Raw genomic sequence first — 17,146 nt, 5'->3', positions numbered from 1 at the left:
GTGAAATCGGGGGCTTCGGTGCGACGTCACGCTAGCCGACAGCGACTGGCTCCCTCGAAGGCGTCAGTACGAGCCCGCGTCGTTGGGCAAAGCGGTCGTGAGTATCTGGGTGGTCGGATCGCTGGTGAGCCCCGCGAGATTCAGTGCGCGCGAGCGCCGCAACGCACACGAGGCCAGCGAACTCCGCCAGGTCTGAGCCGAGGGCAGCTTCCCTGGCGAAGACGCTGGAAGCTCGCAACAGCCCGTCGGCGTCGCGCTCGATCCCGAGAGATCCCGCGATCGCTTCCGCGACCGCGGTGGCTCCACCTGCGGTGGCGGCTTCGGCTGTCGCCCTGGCCACACCTGCCGCGCCGGTGCCCGCTGTGGCGCACCCTTCCCCACCTTGGGTGAGGCGAGCCACGCTCTGACCTGGGTCGGTGTCCATCTCAACCCCAAGCGCAGCCGCAGCGACGTCCCAGCCTTGCTTGCCAGAGGCTGCGTAGCGCGCGGCCTCTGCGCCCGCACGCTCGCCAAAGACGAGCCCTTCAAGCAGGGAGTTCGAGGCGAGCCGGTTGGCACCGTGCACGCCTGTTGATGCGACTTCTCCGGCAACGAACAAGCCCGGAAGGCTGCTTCGCCCGAGCACGTCACTGGCGACGCCACCCATGGAGTAGTGAGCAGCGGGCGTCACCGGGATTGGATCGCGTGTCCAGTCGAAGCCCTGGGCCCTAACTGCAGCAGAGATACCGGGGAACAGTCTCTCGAGGGCCCCACGGCCGTGCTCCCGTTCGATGGGGGTCGCATCGAGAAAGACTGTGTCCAACGACGCTCCGCCGCCCCCTGGCCCCCGAGTCCCCTCACGGAGCACGCGGTGAATCTCGCGAGACACGACGTCGCGCGACGCGAGCTCGGCAAGCGGGTGACGCCCCTCCATGAACCGCCGCCCTGCGAAGTCTCGCAGCACGGCACCGGCGCCACGGACCGCTTCCGAGATGAGCTCACCGCTCTCAAGCGCGGTTGGGTGAAACTGCACGAACTCGAGGTCAGAGACAAGCGCACCGGCTCGCGCGGCGATGAGGATCCCTTCGCCCCGCGCCCCCGCGTGGTTCGTCGTGCGCGGATACATTGCGGCATAGCCGCCCGTCGCCAGCACGACAGCGGCAGCGGGCTGCGCGGTGTTCGCGCTGGCGTCGCCGGATGGGCCGGCAGTTCGGAGCTGCGCACCCGTCACTTCCCCGGCATCGACGATGAGTGCGGTCAGTCTGGTTTCTTCGCGGAGTTGCAGCCTTCCTTCGGCGACTGCAACAAGCGCACGCTCTGCCAGGAAGGCATGCAGCGCCGCCCCCGTGCGGTCGCCACCCGAGTGAAGTATGCGGGGCACACTGTGAGCCCCCTCAAGCCCGAGTAGCACCGAGTCATCGCTGGCGCGGTCGACTGCCAGCCCAGCGGCGAGCAACTCGCGCACAATCCTGGCGCCTTCGACAGTCAGCACGCGCGCGGCCGTGGCGTTGACGAGGCCTGCCCCCGCACTGACAGTGTCGGCGAGGTGCGCGTCAGTCGTGTCGCCCGGCCCGACAGCCGCGGCGATTCCTCCCTGCGCGAGCGCAGTGTTGCCGCCATCCCGCAAGCGTCCCGGCGTCACGAGCATCACCTCTGCGCCCCTCGCCACCGCCGCAAGCGCGGACGAGAGCCCAGCAACACCTGCTCCGATGACGAGAATCACGGCTTCGCCGCAAGCATCCGCTCGAGCGCGATCCGCGAGTCGTGCGCCACGTCATCCGTGACGCTGATCTGGTTCGGCACCTGCCCAGCGAGGAGCGACTCAAGTGTCCAGGCAAGGTAGGCGGGGTGGATTCGATACATTGTCGAGCACGGGCACACGACCGGGTCGAGGCAGAAGATCGTGAGGTCAGGGCGCTGCTGCTGAAGCCGGTTCACGAGGTTGATCTCGGTGCCGATGGCGAGAACTGCGCCCGGCGCCGCCGCCTCGACCTCCTTGCGAATGAACTCCGTCGATCCTGCCCCGTCAGCTGCCTCGACGACCGGCGCCGGGCACTCTGGGTGCACGATAACCCGCGCGCCGGGATACTCTGCGCGTGCCTGCTCGATCTGCGCGACGGTGAAACGCTTGTGCACCGAGCAGAAGCCGTTCCACAGGATGACCTTCGAATCTCTGAGCTGCTCAGCCGTGTTTCCGCCGAGTGCAAGATGCGGGCGCCAGAGCGGCATGAGCTCCTCAGGGACCCCCATTGCCTTCGCCGTGTTGCGTCCGAGGTGCTGGTCGGGGAAGAACACAACGCGTTGGCCGCGTTCGAACGCCCACTCGAGCACGGTGCGGGCGTTCGACGACGTGCACACGATGCCGCCGTTGCGCCCGCAGAACGCCTTGATCGCTGCAGACGAGTTCATGTAGGTGACGGGAATCACTGGCTGCAGCTCACCCTCGGCGGCTGGACCGAGCGCGGCTGTCAGCTCGCTCCAGCACGCTTCGACCTGCTCGATCGTCGCCATGTCTGCCATCGAACATCCGGCGGCAAGGTTCGGCAAGACGACAGACTGCTCAGGGCCAGACAGGATGTCGGCTGTCTCGGCCATAAAGTGCACACCGCAGAACACGAACGATTCGGCCTCAGGGTGTTGTTTCGCGGCCTGCGCAAGCATGAACGAGTCGCCGACGAAGTCTGCGTACTTCACGATTTCGTCGCGTTGGTAAAAGTGGCCGAGGATCCGGACGCGGTCACCAAGCTCCGCCTTCGCCGCCGTGATCCACTGGTCAAGCTCAGCGTCGCTCGCGTTCGTGTATCGCTCGGGCAGCGGGCCCTGGCGCGGCGCCGTCCCCGGGATCACGTCACCGACGGAGGCACCGGGACCGTAGCCGGGCTTCGTGTCGATCGACCACGGATCGTCTGCGAGGTCGGCATCGCACGAAGATACCGAGCCTGTCGCCCGGAGCGCTATCGGCTTGCGATGTGGGGCCGTCGTTGGCCGGCCGGGTCGCTCGGATACAGCCGCCTCGCGGGCTGCCGCGCCGCGGATAAGTTCGTGCACGCTGCTCATGAGTTGCTCCTCGCGTCTTCTTTGGTCGTGTCGGGTCTGGGGGCTAATGCGGTTGGCGGAGCGGTTGGCGTTCTCCGGCGTGTGACGTCCGGGGTCTGGTCAGACTCGCTGAACCTGTAGAGCCGGGCTGGCCGGTGCGCACCGCCAGAGTCAAGCTCGCCCGTGTCGACGAGCCCGCCGCGGGCGAGCGCTTGCCTCCTGAAGTTTGCTGGGTCGATGGCCTGGCCGAGCACTGCTTCAGTAACCGCGCGGAGCTGCCCGAGCGTGAATGACCCACCAAGGAACCTGTGCGCGACCGCCGCGTACTCGGTTTTGGCGCGAAGCCTGTCGACGGCATGGTCAATGATCTCGGCGTGATCGAACGCGAGCTGCGGAAGTCGGTCGATTGAGAACCAGGCGACGTTCTCCCCCGCGGTCTGTTCGAGTGCCTCCGCGGTTTCAGCCGCCCCCGCGTCGCCTCCGTCGCGTGATGACAGGGGCGGGAGCGGGTCGTCCCAGCGGCGGGGCCGAGGCACGGGATCAGGATCGGAATCCACGCGAGCGCGCCCCTCGCGCGGCAGCTCGACACCAGCGTTTGGGTCGGCGTCAGCGTTTGGCTCGGCGTCGAGCTCGAGCTCGAGCTCGCCGTACTGCGCCCAGTAGGCGATGGTGACGAGCCGCTGGGCGTCCGCCGATCGCTCTATACCGCCAAATGAGTAAAGCTGTTCGAGGTGACGCGGATTCCTTCGGGCAGCGGCCCGCAGGGTGCGGAGCGCGGTATCGGAGAGTGTCTCATCCCACTCGGTTGGCCCGCCTGGTAGCGCCCATTCACCGAGAAAAGGCGCGCGAGTCCTTCGCACGAGGGGAAGCCAAATTGTGGGAGCCGCGGCGGCCTCGCCGACATGCTCGGCGTCCGCGGGCGGTCGCAGGGCGAATGCGACGACTGACACTGCAACCGCTGGCGGCAGATAGCGACGCTCGGCGACGCTAGCGCGCTGGTAGTGCATCCTCGCTCCGCTCAATTCAGACTTAAAGTCATTCTGACCATAAGTCAGCATACGCCTATTCCGAGAGCTGTCAAACCTGCCCTATCGGCGAGTGAGGCGCTTCAACCCACGAGTCGCGCGGTCTGCCCGCGTACCAAGCGGGTTGTTGTCGACGAGCATGTAGGTCCAGGTCGCCGACGGGGCGACGGACGCTGCCCTTCGCTCCTTCGCTAACCTTGCACGGCGCGCGGTCGCCGGACGAGCAATACGATTCCGACCACTACAAGCGCAACACCCATGACCGTCGCGACGACACCGCCAATTGACCACCCGAAGAGCGGGGCAAAGAAGCTCGCGGCGTTGAAGGCGGGCGCGGCGACGACGCCAACGACATCGCTTGGGCACTCGATCAGGATCTCTCCAGGGCTCTCCGCCCGCACGATCGCAAAGGAGTTAAAGTCGCCGCCTCGATACTCGGAGCTGAACGAGTAGGGGCGGACCGCCTGAACAGGAAGACTCCTCCCGGACTCAGTCGTTGCAGTGCATTCGATAGGGAACGAAGCATTCGGAGCATCTTCTGGCGCAAGGAGATAGAACGCGTCATCTGCTCTGCTAGCTGTCACCGTGCCACTCGGGGTCACCTCGGTGACCTCCTCAATCATTTCGAATACCTTTGGAACCGTCGCGAGAGCGCCGACTGCGAGGCCAAACGGCAAACCCCCGAGCGTGAGGATCGCCCCGAGCACTACGGCGACAACCGCGCCGACGCTCGAGCGCGGTCGCTGGTTCGGGTACTGGCTCGGGTGTCGGTTCGGGTGTCGGTTCGGGTGTAGGTTCGGGTGTGGCAGGACTTGCCGTGCGACCTGGGGCGGCTGTCCGCCGTTTACGGGCTGCCCAACTTGACCATTTGGCGGCAACGCTGTCATTCCGGCTCCCTACATAGGACGGCGCCGGTCCGCGACCTGGCGCTCAGGCTCTGGTTGCTCTTTCAGCGTAGGCGCTCAACTCCAGAGTGACAAGTGATGCCCCATTCGCCGCTGAGTGCCGTCAGGGTGCCAAGTACCGCTGGGTGCCGCTGGGATGCCCCGGGCGACGCTCGGGCGCCACCAGGGGCCGCCAGGGCGCTAAGTGCCGCTCATAGCACTGGCGACTTGCGGAGCGCGAAGCATTGCTTGCTCGGTCCACAAGGGTGACGTCCTCCGCTGGTAGCGGCAAACTGACCTCATCCTGTGGAAAGCGCCGGCCGGGGTGTGCACCAGTGCTTGACTCATCCCATGTTAAATACTTCCGAACACGAGCAACCACCAGACGTCCCAGGCCACCCAGGCGCCCCAGGCGCCCCAACGACTTCCACCGCAGCGGTCCCCGATTCCACGGCCGCATCACCGCCTAGCCATACTGTGCCGGGCTCAGATGCACCCGTGACCGCCAATGGACTCGACGCCGACGACCGGGCTGACGCAACAGACCTCGCCGACATGGCCGACGCAGCATCGGCTGCACGAGCGGCTGAAGCAGCTCAGCTGCGCGCGCTTGGCGGCCTGATGCGGCGCACTTTCGGGCACGCGACTGTCGGCGAGAGTAGCCGCTCTCGGAATCCAGAGCTCGAACTGCGCTCGCTGAGACTCGAGGTCGCGGCGCGCCTCCACCTCAGCGAGTACGCGGCCGAAAAGCTCATGCATACAGCTCACCACACGGTCGACGTCTACAAAGCAACCCTAACCGAACTCGCTGCAGGCCGCGTTTCGCTGCAGGTCGTGCACGTCACCGTCGACGAGGGGCTTGTCTTTCAATCTCTTCCACCAGAGCAGGCGTCGACGCGGCGCGCACAGTATGAAGCTGAGGTGATTCCACACGCCCGCGTCGAGACGCCCAACAGGCTTCGGCCAATTGCCCACCGGATTGCGCTGGAGCTTGCAGATCTTCCACTTGACGAACAGCACGAGTCAGCCACGAGACGGCGATGCGTACAGGTGCGCGATCTCCCGGACGGCATGGCGGAGTTCGCCGCGTACCTCCGAGCGACGGCAGCATACGCGATTCGTGACAGGGTCGCTCAGATTGCCAAGCACATTGCGAAGACGGAGTCACCCGCAGCCGCGAGTTCGCTGGGGGCCGACGGCACAGGCAGTGGAAGGGGTGGAGCGGGCACCCCTCGCTCAGCACTCTCCACTCATGAGCAGGGCGGGGGCCGCACTCGCTCGCAGATTGAGGCTGACCTCTTCACAGATCTCCTGCTGACAGGCGAGGTTCCGGTTGCGGCCGAAGGGTCGGCCCCGATCGGCCGGGGCATATCTGGCCGCATTCAGGTCGTTGTACCTGCGCATCGGCTGCACGACGTACCGCTCACGGATACTGAATCAACGGGCGACCCCGCTTGCGACAACGCCAATGTTGGTGGCGTCGCGGAGCTTGTTGGGTATGGCCCGATCGGCGGAAAGGTTGCGCGCGAGGCAGCGGAACGGGCCGCCGCAGCCGGCGATAGCTGGGACCTCGTGAACGTCACGGTTGGCGGCACCGTCATGAGCGTCAAGACGTATCGGCCATCCGCGCACATGCGGCGGTTGATCATCGCCCGAGACCTCCATTGCCGAGCGCCAGGTTGTCGCAGGCAGGCGACGAGCTGCGATATCGATCACACGATCGATGCTGCCCACGGCGGCGCGACAAGTACCGACAATCTCGCTTCCCTCTGCCGAGGCCATCACGTGTTGAAGCACACAAGCGGTTGGAGGCTCATCCAACACGATGCTGGGGCACTCACGTGGGTGAGCCCGACGGGGGCCGAGCACACCTCACGCGCTCCCAGCACTGTCAGGTTTCGCGCTCGCACGAGCAGGGCGCATGCGGAGTGACGGGCCCGCTACCAGGCGAGGAAACGATCAGGCGAGCAGGTCTCTCATGTCATCGGCCGTGAGAGATTTGGAAAAGAGTTCCTCATCGTCAATCACTGCGTCGAAGAGTGCACGCTTGCGTCGCTGCAGTTCAAGGACTTTCTCCTCAATCGTCCCGAGCGCAATCATGCGGACAACGTTTACAGGCTTCTGCTGACCGATCCGGTGAGTACGGTCGATTGCCTGGGCCTCGCTCGCCGGGTTCCACCAGGGATCAAGCAGAATCACGGTGTCGGCTTCGGTGAGGTTGAGACCCACTCCTCCCGCCTTCAAGCTGATGAGAAATACATCCACTTCACCATCTCGGAAACGCTCGATGACCGAGTCTCGATTTCGGGTCCCGCCATCAAGCGTAATCGTACGGATCCCTTCAGCCGCGAGGTGAGCCGACGCGCGCTCAAGGAACGAGGTGAACTGGCTAAACACGAGCGCACGCCGACCTTCGGAGGCAAGCGCGCGGGCATGCTCCGCGAGTGCCTCGAGCTTCGCAGAAGGAATCTCAGAGTATTGCCCATCGATCAGCGTCGCATCGAGCGCGAGCATGCGCAGGAGCGTGAGCGACCGGAAGAAAGTGAACCGACTCCGATCAAGATCTTCCATCAGCCCGAACAGTTTCTGCCGTTCCCGCTGCAGGAAGGCGTCGTAGAGCGCCCGATGACGTGAGTCTAGCTCGATTTCAAGGATCTGTTCCTGCTTCTCGGGAAGCTCTGCAGCGACGCTAGCCTTGGTACGGCGCAGCATGAACGGCCTGATCCTACGTCGAAGTTCCTTCGTGCGCCGCGCACGGAGTTCTCGCTGCAGTTTCGGGCCGCTCCCGGCCCCTGTACCGACCGAGTTACCCGGCGCAGGCTGCTCAATGGCACGCACGTAGTCTTCTTCGAAGCGGCGAGCGGACGGGAAGAGCCCAGGCGCGACAATCTTGGTGAGCGCGTGCAGCTCTCGGAGCGAATTCTCAATCGGTGTTCCCGTCACGGCGAGCTTCCATCCCACCGGGAGGGTCTCGGCAAGCTCATTTCCTTGGGCAGCCGAGTTCTTCACGAACTGCGCCTCGTCGAGAATGAGGCCCGCGATTCCGAGTTCCGGGTCTTCAGCGGCTGACCGATAGCTCGCAAAGTCGAGTCGGAACAGCGCGTAGCTCGTCACGATGAGGTCCGCCTCGGCGGCATCATCTCGCACCGTGCGACCGCTCGCGGCCTCCGTCGCTGCGCGGACGCGAACGCGCAGGCCCGGCGCGAAGCGTGCCGCCTCCGCGGCCCAGTTACTCATCACTGACGTTGGCGCGACAACGAGGAACGGCCGACGTTCGGCCCGCCCGGCGGCTCGCCGCCAGGGGATCGAAGCGCCGCCGAAACCACCGGAACCATCGGAGCCGTTGGACTCTGCAGGCCCGCCAGACTCGCGATAATCGCCGGGTTCGACTGAATCGCGCAACACACCCGGCCCATCAAGACCACCACGCTCGCCTTCCTTGGCGTAGGCGATCAGCGTCAGGCATTGGAGGGTCTTTCCGAGCCCCATGTCGTCAGCGAGGATGCCGCCCAGTCTGTTGCGCCACAGAAACGCCAACCAGTGGAAGCCGTCGCGCTGATATGACCGAAGTTCAGCAGTGATACCGGCAGGCTCGGGCACTGGCACGGGTCGCGCAGCGCCGATCTCACGGGCCAGTTCACGCCATTCAACGGCGGCTTCCGACTCGTCTGCGAGGTCTTCAAAGTCTGCCCAATTCGGCACCTGGTGCCTCGGAACACGCGGCCCAGTCTCCCATTCGTCAAGGTCCTGGCCCTCCGCAATGAGGGCCGCCAGCGGCGCAAATGCAGGGTGGTTCAGGTGAAGATACGTATTGTCGACAAGCAGCAGCTTTGTTCGCCCTGTCGCGAGCGCTTTAAATAGCGGCCCAAACGGCACTGTCCGCCCCTCGATCGTGACGAGCACGCCGAGGTCGAACCAATCCTCCCGTTCGCTCGGCACCGTCGTCACTTTGAGGTGCGGCACCCCTTGCAGCTCGCGGTACGCAGGGACAGCCCCCGAAACACGCACCGTGACCCCCGGTGTATCGCGGAGCTGAGGGACCACCTTCGTCAAGAATTCGGCGGCAGCCACCCCACGAAGCTCAAGGGGGCCGGGCAGCCCGCGCTGCGCCTCGGCGTCGAGCCATTCTGGCGCATCCCCGCGCCATGCGTCGGGGAAGAGTTCTTGGGCAAGGATCTCATCGGGGATCACACTGCCGAGGGTCGCTGGGCGCCCCTCGCCGCGGCGTCGAGTGGGGCGTTCATCGCTCCAGGTGAGTAGCAGTCGGTGTCCTGCGCGCCAGGCCGCCGTCAGCAAGAGCCGCACCCGGTCCGGATCGGGCAGCGTCACCGACCCGTCGCTGCTCGCCACGGTGAACTCCGACTGCAGCTCTGGCAGTCCGTCGGCGAGGAACTCTGTCCGCTCCTGTGCAGCGATTGTAAGGCCGCCCGGCTCGAGTGCCCCCGAAAGGAGCGCCACCTCCGAGGCTGTCGTCTCGTTCGTCGTCGGCGCGAGGTGGACGGAGCGGTCGCGCCCGCGCCCGGCGATGTAGACACCGTGGTTTCCTACTGCACCGGTTTCGACGAAAGGTACCTCTGCGCCGTCGAGTTCAAGCCTCGGCGTCAGCACGACCGCGCCGCCGCCGGCTGCGACGGTGTCAAGCCAGAGCTCTGCCCGTTCGTGCAACCGAACCGAAGCGCCCTTTCCGGCGACGACGAGCGCGATTCCAAGGCGTTCAGACTGACGGAGCAGAGTCCACAACGCCGGACTCAGGTATTCGTCGAGAAAGACCCAATCAGGATCCTTCCCGATGGCGACAGTCTCGCCGGCTCGGTGCAGAGCGTGCAGCTGCCGAAACCATCGCTGCTGCGCGGGGTCAAGGCTTAACCGACTCCCGTGATGGCCGATGTTCGCCCAGGTGAGGCTCCCCCGAGCCCAGCCGCGCTCCGTTCTGATCGCCGGCCGAATTCCCAACTGGAAGATACCGCTCCCGGCGTCCTGCCCGGGCTTCACTGAGCGCGACAGCGGCCCATTCCAGTTGTCTGCGGAGCGGGGAATCATCTCGCGAACCTCGAATTGCAGGCCGAGCTGCGCGAACTGTCCCCCCGCTATGACGCTTCCGCGTGCCGAGGAGGCACCGCGTTCGCGGACCGCTCGCTGCGTACCATCGAGCGAGCCGTCCCTGCTCCCAAGGAGCTCCCCGAGCCGCGCTCGCCACGCAGCCTCAGGGCCACGCTGCGCTGGCGGAGGAGCATCGACATCGGGACTATTCATACGTGCCTCAATGCTACGCCGTGCCGGAGACGCTCCCTGCGTCGAGTGAGTACACGTGAACCTGCACGCCAGCTGGCCTTTCGGCGTGCAGAGACACGGTATATTTGAAGAGCAAAGTCTGCGGCCTATCGGCTACGGCGCCTGGCACCGCCAGCGCTGCAGACACGCCGCACAGCAGGCGGCAAGCCGGAGCCAAATGGCGCACGGGCTTGAGAAAGGCCAGATTCGTATGCCCGCAAATGGGATCCCTGAGGACGACCAGCAGGTCCCGAGCACCCCTGAGACGCCGAAGGGTCATCGTGAGACCGCTGCGCGAGAAAGCGAGATCGCTCCAGAGTTCGCCGAGCTCGCAGACGCGGCAGTCTTCTCCGAGCGCAGCCGGGGAACTGACGCGAAGATCGCGTCCCGTGCAGACGGCGATACCCTACGCGCTACATTCGCGCGATACTACTCGCTGACCAAGCCGGGCGTGCTGTACGGAAACGTCCTGACTGCCGCAGCCGGCTTCCTGCTCGCCGCCGGTGTTGCGCGCGCCTTTGACGGGCTTCTCTTTCTCGCGACGATCGTTGGCACCACGCTCGTCATCGCCGCCGCTTGCGTGCTGAACAACGTGCTCGACCGCGATATTGATGACCGGATGGAGCGCACGAAGAAACGCGCAACCGTATCTGGCAGCGTTAGCGTGCGAAACGCGGTGACCTTCTCGGTTGTGCTGTTTGTGTTCGGCAACGCGATCCTCGTTGCCTGGACAAACTGGCTCGTCGTCGTGACTGGCCTCGCCGGGTTCTTCACGTACGTGGTGCTGTACGGCATGCTGTCAAAGCGCATGAGCGTGCACGGCACGCTCGTGGGAAGTATCTCAGGCGCAGCGCCGATCTTCGCGGGCTACGTTGCGGTCACCGGGACGGTTGATGCGGCGGCGATCCTCGCCTTCCTCGCCATCTTCTTCTGGCAGATGCCCGAATTCTACTCAATCGCCGTGTACCGTCGAGACGAGTACGCTCGTGCCGGCGTTCCCGTGATCACCGTGGTGCATGGGATTCCAGCGGCCAAGATCCAGATCCTGCTGTACACGATCGCGTACGTCGTGGCATCGGTCGCGCTCACCCCGCTCGGTTACACAGGCTGGGTGTATGCGGCGGTCATGGGGGCGCTTGGCGTCTGGTGGATCGTCATCGGCATCCAGGGCTTCAGCGCAAAGGACGACAACGCCTGGGCACGTCGCATGTTCAGGTTCTCCCTGATCATCATCATGGCATACAGCCTGATGATCTCGATCGGCGCCCTCCTCCCCTAAACGGAGACGCCCGGCTGCGGCTCCCCTAGACCCACTTCGCGAGCGTCACCGAACGGTCACGGGCGGTAAACCCGAGACGCTCATACATGCCGAGCGCGCCACTCGGGTTCGCAGAGTCGACGTCGAGCAGGGCGTTGACGAAACCCGCGGCGCGGTACGCTTCGAGCACTGCCGAAATCACCGCTGACGACAGCCCGCGACCTCGCCAATCGCGTACGACGCCGATTGTCGACATGTACCCAAACGGGCCGCCGTTCAGCTCCCACTCGTCCTCGTTCACCTCCGTGAGCGCGGCGGCAACAACCCGAATCGGGTCGGCGTCTGAGCCGCGACCCGTGACGAGCACGCGCGACAGTTCAGGGGAAAACTCCCCGAGCTCTCGTTCGTCCGCCCACTCTTGCGCGCTCATGGGGCGCGAACCCCAGTGGTCTCGAAAGGCGTCGTTGACCGCGAGCCGCGTAGCCTCAGACACCTCCGCGGTGTACGGGCGGAGTTCAACCCCCGGAGGCAACTTGCGGGCGGGAATCTCGCCAGCGAGGGATCTTCCGAGCTCCATCCACCACCGCACCGGCTGGTATCCGGCATTCGCAGCGAGCGCGAGAGTGTCGGAGTTCGCTTCCCGTGCGCCCATGCTGAGCAGCCCAGGCAGCCTCGCATCGACCGTCGCGAGTAGTTGCCGACCGCGAGCCTCCTGCCACGCAAGCATCCCGGTACCGATACCAAGACCCCGCCACTCGGGGTGGACAACGCCGTCGACAAAGACGTCGACCTGGTCACGCCACTCGTCGTCGAGCTTCGCCTCCCCAAACGCGACGAGGACACCAGCGTTCGAGAACGCCAGCACGGTGTCGGTCGCCAGAGTAAAGCGATCTCCGGTGAGCCAGAGCTTCACGAGATCCAGTCCGTACAGTTCATACGGGTGGTCGATGACTCCCGCCGCGCGGTATAGCTCGCAGATTGCCTCGGCATCATCGCCAGTCGCGGGGCGCCAGCTCAGGTGTTCACCGCCGGCTGTCGCGGGGAGCTCGGGCAGCGCGTCTGGTGCGAGCGCACGGTCTGCGAGCGAAACTCCGGCCGCAGCGAACGCACGCGCGTAGATCTCCCGCACAGTCGTGTGTTTCCTGCGATTGTAGGCCATCGCAGTCTGCGGGGCGCCCTCCGCTGCCGCGGCTTTCGCCGCAGCGTAGCGCTCCGCGTCCTCCGGGTGCGCGCGAAGCCAATCACGAAAGAGCACATGGCGTGCGGGCTCGGCAGTACCGGCATCGAACACGTGCAGGTTGACCCGCGGTTCCTCGAGCCTCAGCATCCTGTGGCCGTCGAGCTCCGGCTCCCGTACGGTATGCCGATACCCCAGTGCGGTGAGCGCGGGGATGTAGCGTGACTCATCGTCGGGGTCGGCTACGACGAGGTCAAGATCGATGACGTCCTTTGCCGGTAGGCGTGGGACCGCAGTTGAGCCGACATGCTCGAGCGAAACCGCCACAGATCCGACTGCCGCGAGGATCGCGTCGCCCAGGACGCGCGCCCGCTCGGGCCAACCCGGGTTCGCTGGCACGACAGCCAGCGCTTCAGGGGGCGGCTCTCCCGCCACCCACGGGTCAGCCATCGCGACGCCGTCACGAAAGTCAGCGATTCCTGCAGGGAGACCACCTGTCATTGCCCATCCTTACTCACGTGTCACGGGCACACTATCGGCCAATGTGCTCGCTCCGCCAGGCACAACACGCACGCCACGAGCAATGTCAGGTACTTTCACGGCGCGCACAGATGCTACTCCCAGCGAGGATCGTTCGGATCCGGTGATTCTGCACCATCGCCGTCGGTCATGACGCGAGCATCTCCCACCCACGCCGCGAGCTGGCCGGCGCACAGCAGGTGCGGCCGCGGCGGTCCAAGCAGGTCTGGATCAGCTGCGACTGCGAGCGGCGCGTCGCTCGCGAAGATCAGCACGTTACCCAGGGGGCCATCTGCGTCGAGCGGGTCGGCGTCGAGCACGACAGCAACGTGCGCGAACACGTCGCCCAGCGTTGCGGCCTGCCGGCGCGCGTACTCGAACGGATGACCGTCGAGCAGGTTGACCACGACGGCTCCGCCAGCCGCGGAGCGCGCGGCGACGAGGGCGAAGAACTCGCGGCTCGCGACGCGACGGTGGATCACGGCCGCATCCCAGAGGTCGACAATCGTGAACTCAGCTTCGGCCCAGTCTGTTGGCGTTGCGGTGCGCCCGGCGTCGACCTGACTAGCGTGCCTGGACTGCGGGGCTGGCTCCGGCTCGGACACCTGCTGAGATTCCGGCTCGGATACCTGCCCTGGCCCCTGCCCTGGCGCCGGCCCCGGCGCCCACCCTGCCCCGGAGGCGCTGGCCGCCTCGGCGACCTCACGCGCATCTCCGAAGACCGCACGCACGTCGCTCCCCTCAGGCAGCGGAAGCGCGTCAAGCATTGTTGCGTAGAGTTCCGGCTCGAACTCGACAACGAGCTGTGGTGAGCCTGCACGGGTGGCTTGAACGTACCGCGCCAACGTCAGGGCGCCAGCCCCAAGATGCACCGTGAAGAGCGGTGCACCGCTCGGAGCAGCGGCATCGATCGCGCGCGCGATATGGCGGGTGTATGGATACGCGAGCTTGGTGGGGTCAGACAGCGAGACGACAGACTGCGCAACCCCGTCAACGCTGAGCTCGAATCGACCAGGCCGCAGCCTCGAACTCGTGAGTGTGACCGATTGCCCCGAGAGCGTCGAGGAGAGTGTTCGGCGTTTCTTCAGCACCGTCCAAGTCTAGGTCTCGTGCGTTGCCACTTCGTGCGCGTAGCCGTGGCTCGGGGTCCTTCGTAGCCTGGCGCCCTCGAATGGCCCGCGCGCCATTCGAGGAGCTCCACGGACAGCCCTGAGAAGTGGACCTGTCGGACATAGCCGCGAATCACGCAGTTCACAGAGTGGAGATGCCGAAAACTCAAAATCGCCACCCGCATCAGCGAACAGTGGCGACTCGTGAACCCTAAGAGTGGATCTGAGGGGATTCGAACCCCTGACCCCCTGCATGCCATGCAGGTGCGCTACCAACTGCGCCACAGACCCTCATGGAAGTCGGGCGAATGCTCGCCCGACAACTCCTCTATTCTACACCAGCCCGGATCGCGCGAAGCAAATCGACGCGCCCGGAACCTGGCCTGAAACCTTACTGCGGGGCGACCTCAAGCATCTCGGAGACGTCGATCACTGGGCAGTCATGCCAGAGTCGCTCGAGCTGGTAGAAGTCGCGCTCCTCGTGGTGGAAGACGTGCACCATGATGTCGCCGAAGTCGAGCAGCACCCAACGGCCGCCCTCGCGCCCCTCACGACGAATGGTGCGAACGCCGGCCTCATTGAGGTCGCGCTCGATCTCGTCTGAGATGGCCTGGACGTTTCGCTCGACGCTGCCAGACACGATCAGAAACGCATCGGCAAAGCCGAACAGCTCCCCCACTTCGAGCGCGACGGGAGCCGTTGCGCCCTTCGCGTCGGCCGCGCGAACGGCGATCTGCAGGTCGGCGAGCATGTTTCGAGCGTCTGCCACGTGTGTACCCCTCAAGGTGTTAGTTAAAGAATCCCTGGGTTGCGGCAAAAACCACAACACCAATAACGATGACGATCAGCCCGCCGCCTGACAGCGCGAGGATGAGCGGCACCTTGCTGCGGTCCTTGGTTGGCTCCGCTACGACAGGCACCTCTGGGCGACGACGCGCGCTCACCGCACTGCGGGCAGAGACCGGCATGGGTCCCGACTCCGACGTTGAAGTGATCGCGTCGGGCGTCTCGCCCGTCAGGAACGGATCGAAGTCGATTGAGTCGTGAATACCGGAGTGCCCCCCGGTCTCGCCCATCGACTTCGGCAGCTCGATCGAACCCGTCACGAAGAGCTCGCCTGTCGCGCCGAGCGGGCCAGTGAGGCCGCCGGTCTCGCCTGGGTGGGAGGGCAGGATCAGCGCGGATGCACCAGTTCCTCCCGTACTCCCCTCCTGCGCGACTGCGCGGGAGATGAGATCGTCGAAGTCGCCCGAATCACCGGGAGCGCTAATGTTTGCCGCACGCGCGGGGTCGTCGAACACCGAGCGCCACTCCTCGGGCGGTTGGATGTCTGGGAACGAGTAGCCCGCGGTGTCGGTACCGGTATCGCGCGAATCGTCGGCCTCGGCAGCGGCCTCGGCTGCATCAGCGGCCAGGTCGCTCGGGTCGACGGCGCTTGCGTTGAGGTCTGCGGCAACGAGGTCAGGATCAACGACGTCGACAGGCTCACCCGCTTCTCCTGCTGTCACGTCAACAACGACATCGTCGATAACTACCTCGTCGACAACAACCGCATCCGCGATGACGTCGTCACTGACGGCCTCAGCCTCAACAACGACCTCCTCTGCATCAACGTCGACAGCTGCCTCGGTGTCGACTGCTGCCTCGGTGTCAACAGCGGCCTCAGTGTCAGCGCCGACAACAGCTTCTGCTTCCACTGGCGTGACGATATCGTTCGAGCCGGTTGCAAAAAGGTTCGCGACCGCATCAGCGTCACCAGTCGGCGAGGTGGGCTCTGCAGCGTCAAGGAGGTCCTCGAGCGAGAAAGCCTCGGTTGGAGCGTCGACCGACTCACCCGATGGCTGTTCCGAGGAGGCGCCGCTTGCAGGCAGGTCTTCGAAGCTCAGCGCCTCAGTCGGTGCACCGAACGAATCAAAGTGGTCCTCGACAACGGGGTCCTCGGCGGGAGCGGGAGCTTCTGCCTCTGCGGCAGGCTGCTCCGCAGCCCCGGCAGCTACCTTCGCAGCGTCGGCGGCTTCCTGCTCTGCCACGAGCGCGGCCGCGGCCGCTTCGCGGAGCTCACGGATCTCGCGCCTGGTCCGCGGGGTCCCATCGGGATTCAGCGGGTCGATCTCGATGCTCGCAAGGTCGACTGCAGCTGTTCCCGACGCCGCCTCTTCCGCCGCAGCACTGGCTTCGCTGGCGTCGCTGGCCGGGACCTCTTCGATCGATTCGGCGCCCTCGCGCTCAGCCTGCTCGCGCAGGCGCATCTCGCGCCGCGTCAAGGGCCGTTCGTGGTCTTGCTCACTCATTCGTCTGTCGCTTCCTCGGAATACAAGCCGTGCTTGGCGATGTACTGCACCACCCCATCGGGCACTAGGTACCACACAGGGTAACCTCTCGACACCCGCTCCCTACAGTCCGTAGACGAGATCGAGAGCGCCGGGATCTCAAGCAAGCTTACGTTATCGTGTGAAAGGCCCGAGAGGGAGAGCTCGTGTCCGGGGCGCGACACCGCGATAAAGTGCGCGAGCTCCCAGAGCTTTTCAACGTCTTTCCAGCTGACGATCTGCTGAACCGCGTCTGCTCCAGAAATGAAGAAGAGCTCCGCGTCAGGCATGAGCCGCTTCAAATCGCGGAGCGTGTCAACTGTATAGGTTGGCCCGTCCCGGTCGACATCCACTCGGCTCACAGTGAACTGCGGGTTCGATGCCGTAGCGATCACTGTCATCAGGTAGCGGTGTTCGCTCTCCGAGACGTTGCTCTTCTGCCAGGGCTGACCGGTGGGCACGAAGACGACCTCGTCGAGGTCGAAGCTCTTCGCAACCTCGCTGGCGGCGACGAGGTGGCCGTGATGAACTGGGTCGAAGGTGCCGCCCATCACCCCCACGCGTCGCCGACTAGCCACG

General features: G+C 65.3%; 12 protein-coding genes and 1 tRNA gene. 2 read left to right on the top strand and 11 right to left on the bottom strand.

The features are described 5' to 3' along the window. Nucleotides 1-31: 31 nt before the first annotated feature. The 4 genes from KI794_RS07225 to KI794_RS07210 form a co-directional block, all read right to left on the bottom strand. Nucleotides 32-1,702, bottom strand: coding sequence for an L-aspartate oxidase (locus tag KI794_RS07225; RefSeq protein WP_255809627.1), 1,671 nt, complete (start codon nt 1,700-1,702; stop codon nt 32-34). Further along, nucleotides 1,699-3,036 carry a quinolinate synthase NadA gene (nadA, locus tag KI794_RS07220; protein WP_119279453.1) on the bottom strand — a complete coding sequence of 446 codons (1,338 nt, stop codon included), beginning with the start codon at nt 3,034-3,036 and terminating at the stop codon, nt 1,699-1,701. The genes KI794_RS07225 and nadA overlap by 4 nt, the downstream gene beginning before the upstream one ends. Further along, a complete protein-coding gene (locus tag KI794_RS07215; protein WP_255809626.1) occupies nt 3,033-4,022 on the bottom strand; it encodes an NUDIX hydrolase in 990 nt (329 codons plus the stop codon). The genes nadA and KI794_RS07215 overlap by 4 nt, the downstream gene beginning before the upstream one ends. Before the next feature lie 209 nt (nt 4,023-4,231). Further along, a complete protein-coding gene (locus tag KI794_RS07210; protein ID WP_255809625.1) occupies nt 4,232-4,927 on the bottom strand; it encodes a hypothetical protein in 696 nt (231 codons plus the stop codon). 495 nt (nt 4,928-5,422) lie between these two features. Here KI794_RS07210 and KI794_RS07205 point away from each other — a divergent pair, with 495 nt between their 5' ends. Continuing rightward, nucleotides 5,423-6,856: an HNH endonuclease signature motif containing protein gene (locus KI794_RS07205; RefSeq protein ID WP_255809624.1), complete on the top strand. Its 1,434-nt coding sequence runs from the start codon at nt 5,423-5,425 to the stop codon at nt 6,854-6,856. Between the two features lie 27 nt (nt 6,857-6,883). On the opposite strand, the gene KI794_RS07200 is transcribed toward KI794_RS07205, so the two are convergent. Continuing rightward, a complete protein-coding gene (locus KI794_RS07200) occupies nt 6,884-10,177 on the bottom strand; it encodes a DEAD/DEAH box helicase (protein WP_255809623.1) in 3,294 nt (1,097 codons plus the stop codon). Between the two features lie 229 nt (nt 10,178-10,406). Between KI794_RS07200 and cyoE the strand changes: the two genes are divergently transcribed. Beyond that, the gene (gene cyoE / locus KI794_RS07195) at nt 10,407-11,474 is read left to right on the top strand and encodes a heme o synthase (RefSeq protein WP_255809622.1); all 1,068 of its coding nucleotides are present in this window, start codon (nt 10,407-10,409) and stop codon (nt 11,472-11,474) included. A 25-nt stretch (nt 11,475-11,499) separates the two neighbouring features. Here cyoE and KI794_RS07190 read toward each other — a convergent pair whose 3' ends face one another. From KI794_RS07190 to nadD, 6 genes are all read right to left on the bottom strand, one after another. Then, nucleotides 11,500-13,131 carry a GNAT family N-acetyltransferase gene (locus KI794_RS07190; protein ID WP_255809621.1) on the bottom strand — a complete coding sequence of 544 codons (1,632 nt, stop codon included), beginning with the start codon at nt 13,129-13,131 and terminating at the stop codon, nt 11,500-11,502. 113 nt (nt 13,132-13,244) lie between these two features. After that, nucleotides 13,245-14,240 (bottom strand): spermidine synthase, encoded by a 996-nt coding sequence (locus tag KI794_RS07185; RefSeq protein WP_255809620.1) that lies wholly within the window; start codon nt 14,238-14,240, stop codon nt 13,245-13,247. A gap of 236 nt (nt 14,241-14,476) precedes the next feature. After that, nucleotides 14,477-14,549: transfer RNA gene (locus tag KI794_RS07180), tRNA-Ala, on the bottom strand. A 100-nt stretch (nt 14,550-14,649) separates the two neighbouring features. Beyond that, nucleotides 14,650-15,009, bottom strand: coding sequence for a ribosome silencing factor (gene rsfS, locus KI794_RS07175; protein WP_119279443.1), 360 nt, complete (start codon nt 15,007-15,009; stop codon nt 14,650-14,652). A 37-nt stretch (nt 15,010-15,046) separates the two neighbouring features. Further along, complete coding sequence (locus tag KI794_RS07170; protein ID WP_255809619.1) at nt 15,047-16,549, bottom strand: hypothetical protein; 1,503 nt, start codon at nt 16,547-16,549, stop codon at nt 15,047-15,049. Continuing rightward, a complete protein-coding gene (gene nadD / locus KI794_RS07165; protein ID WP_255809618.1) occupies nt 16,546-17,145 on the bottom strand; it encodes a nicotinate-nucleotide adenylyltransferase in 600 nt (199 codons plus the stop codon). The genes KI794_RS07170 and nadD overlap by 4 nt, the downstream gene beginning before the upstream one ends. Nucleotide 17,146 lies beyond the last annotated feature (1 nt).

Source organism: Leucobacter aridicollis (assembly GCF_024399335.1).
GTDB lineage: Bacteria > Actinomycetota > Actinomycetes > Actinomycetales > Microbacteriaceae > Leucobacter > Leucobacter aridicollis_A.
The sequence above is the reverse complement of the archived record's forward strand: the minus strand, read 5'-3'. Positions and strand labels throughout refer to the sequence as shown.

Bases quoted from the DNA above. Each gene is read 5' to 3' on its own strand.
- KI794_RS07215 (WP_255809626.1), bottom strand. From the start codon at position 4,022: ATGCACTACCAGCGCGCTAGCGTCGCCGAGCGTCGCTATCTGCCGCCA.
- nadA (WP_119279453.1), bottom strand. From the start codon at position 3,036: ATGAGCAGCGTGCACGAACTTATCCGCGGCGCGGCAGCCCGCGAGGCG.
- rsfS (WP_119279443.1), bottom strand. From the start codon at position 15,009: ATGCTCGCCGACCTGCAGATCGCCGTTCGCGCGGCCGACGCGAAGGGC.
- KI794_RS07200 (WP_255809623.1), bottom strand. From the start codon at position 10,177: ATGAATAGTCCCGATGTCGATGCTCCTCCGCCAGCGCAGCGTGGCCCT.
- KI794_RS07190 (WP_255809621.1), bottom strand. From the start codon at position 13,131: ATGACAGGTGGTCTCCCTGCAGGAATCGCTGACTTTCGTGACGGCGTC.
- cyoE (WP_255809622.1), top strand. From the start codon at position 10,407: ATGCCCGCAAATGGGATCCCTGAGGACGACCAGCAGGTCCCGAGCACC.
- KI794_RS07210 (WP_255809625.1), bottom strand. From the start codon at position 4,927: ATGACAGCGTTGCCGCCAAATGGTCAAGTTGGGCAGCCCGTAAACGGC.
- KI794_RS07170 (WP_255809619.1), bottom strand. From the start codon at position 16,549: ATGAGTGAGCAAGACCACGAACGGCCCTTGACGCGGCGCGAGATGCGC.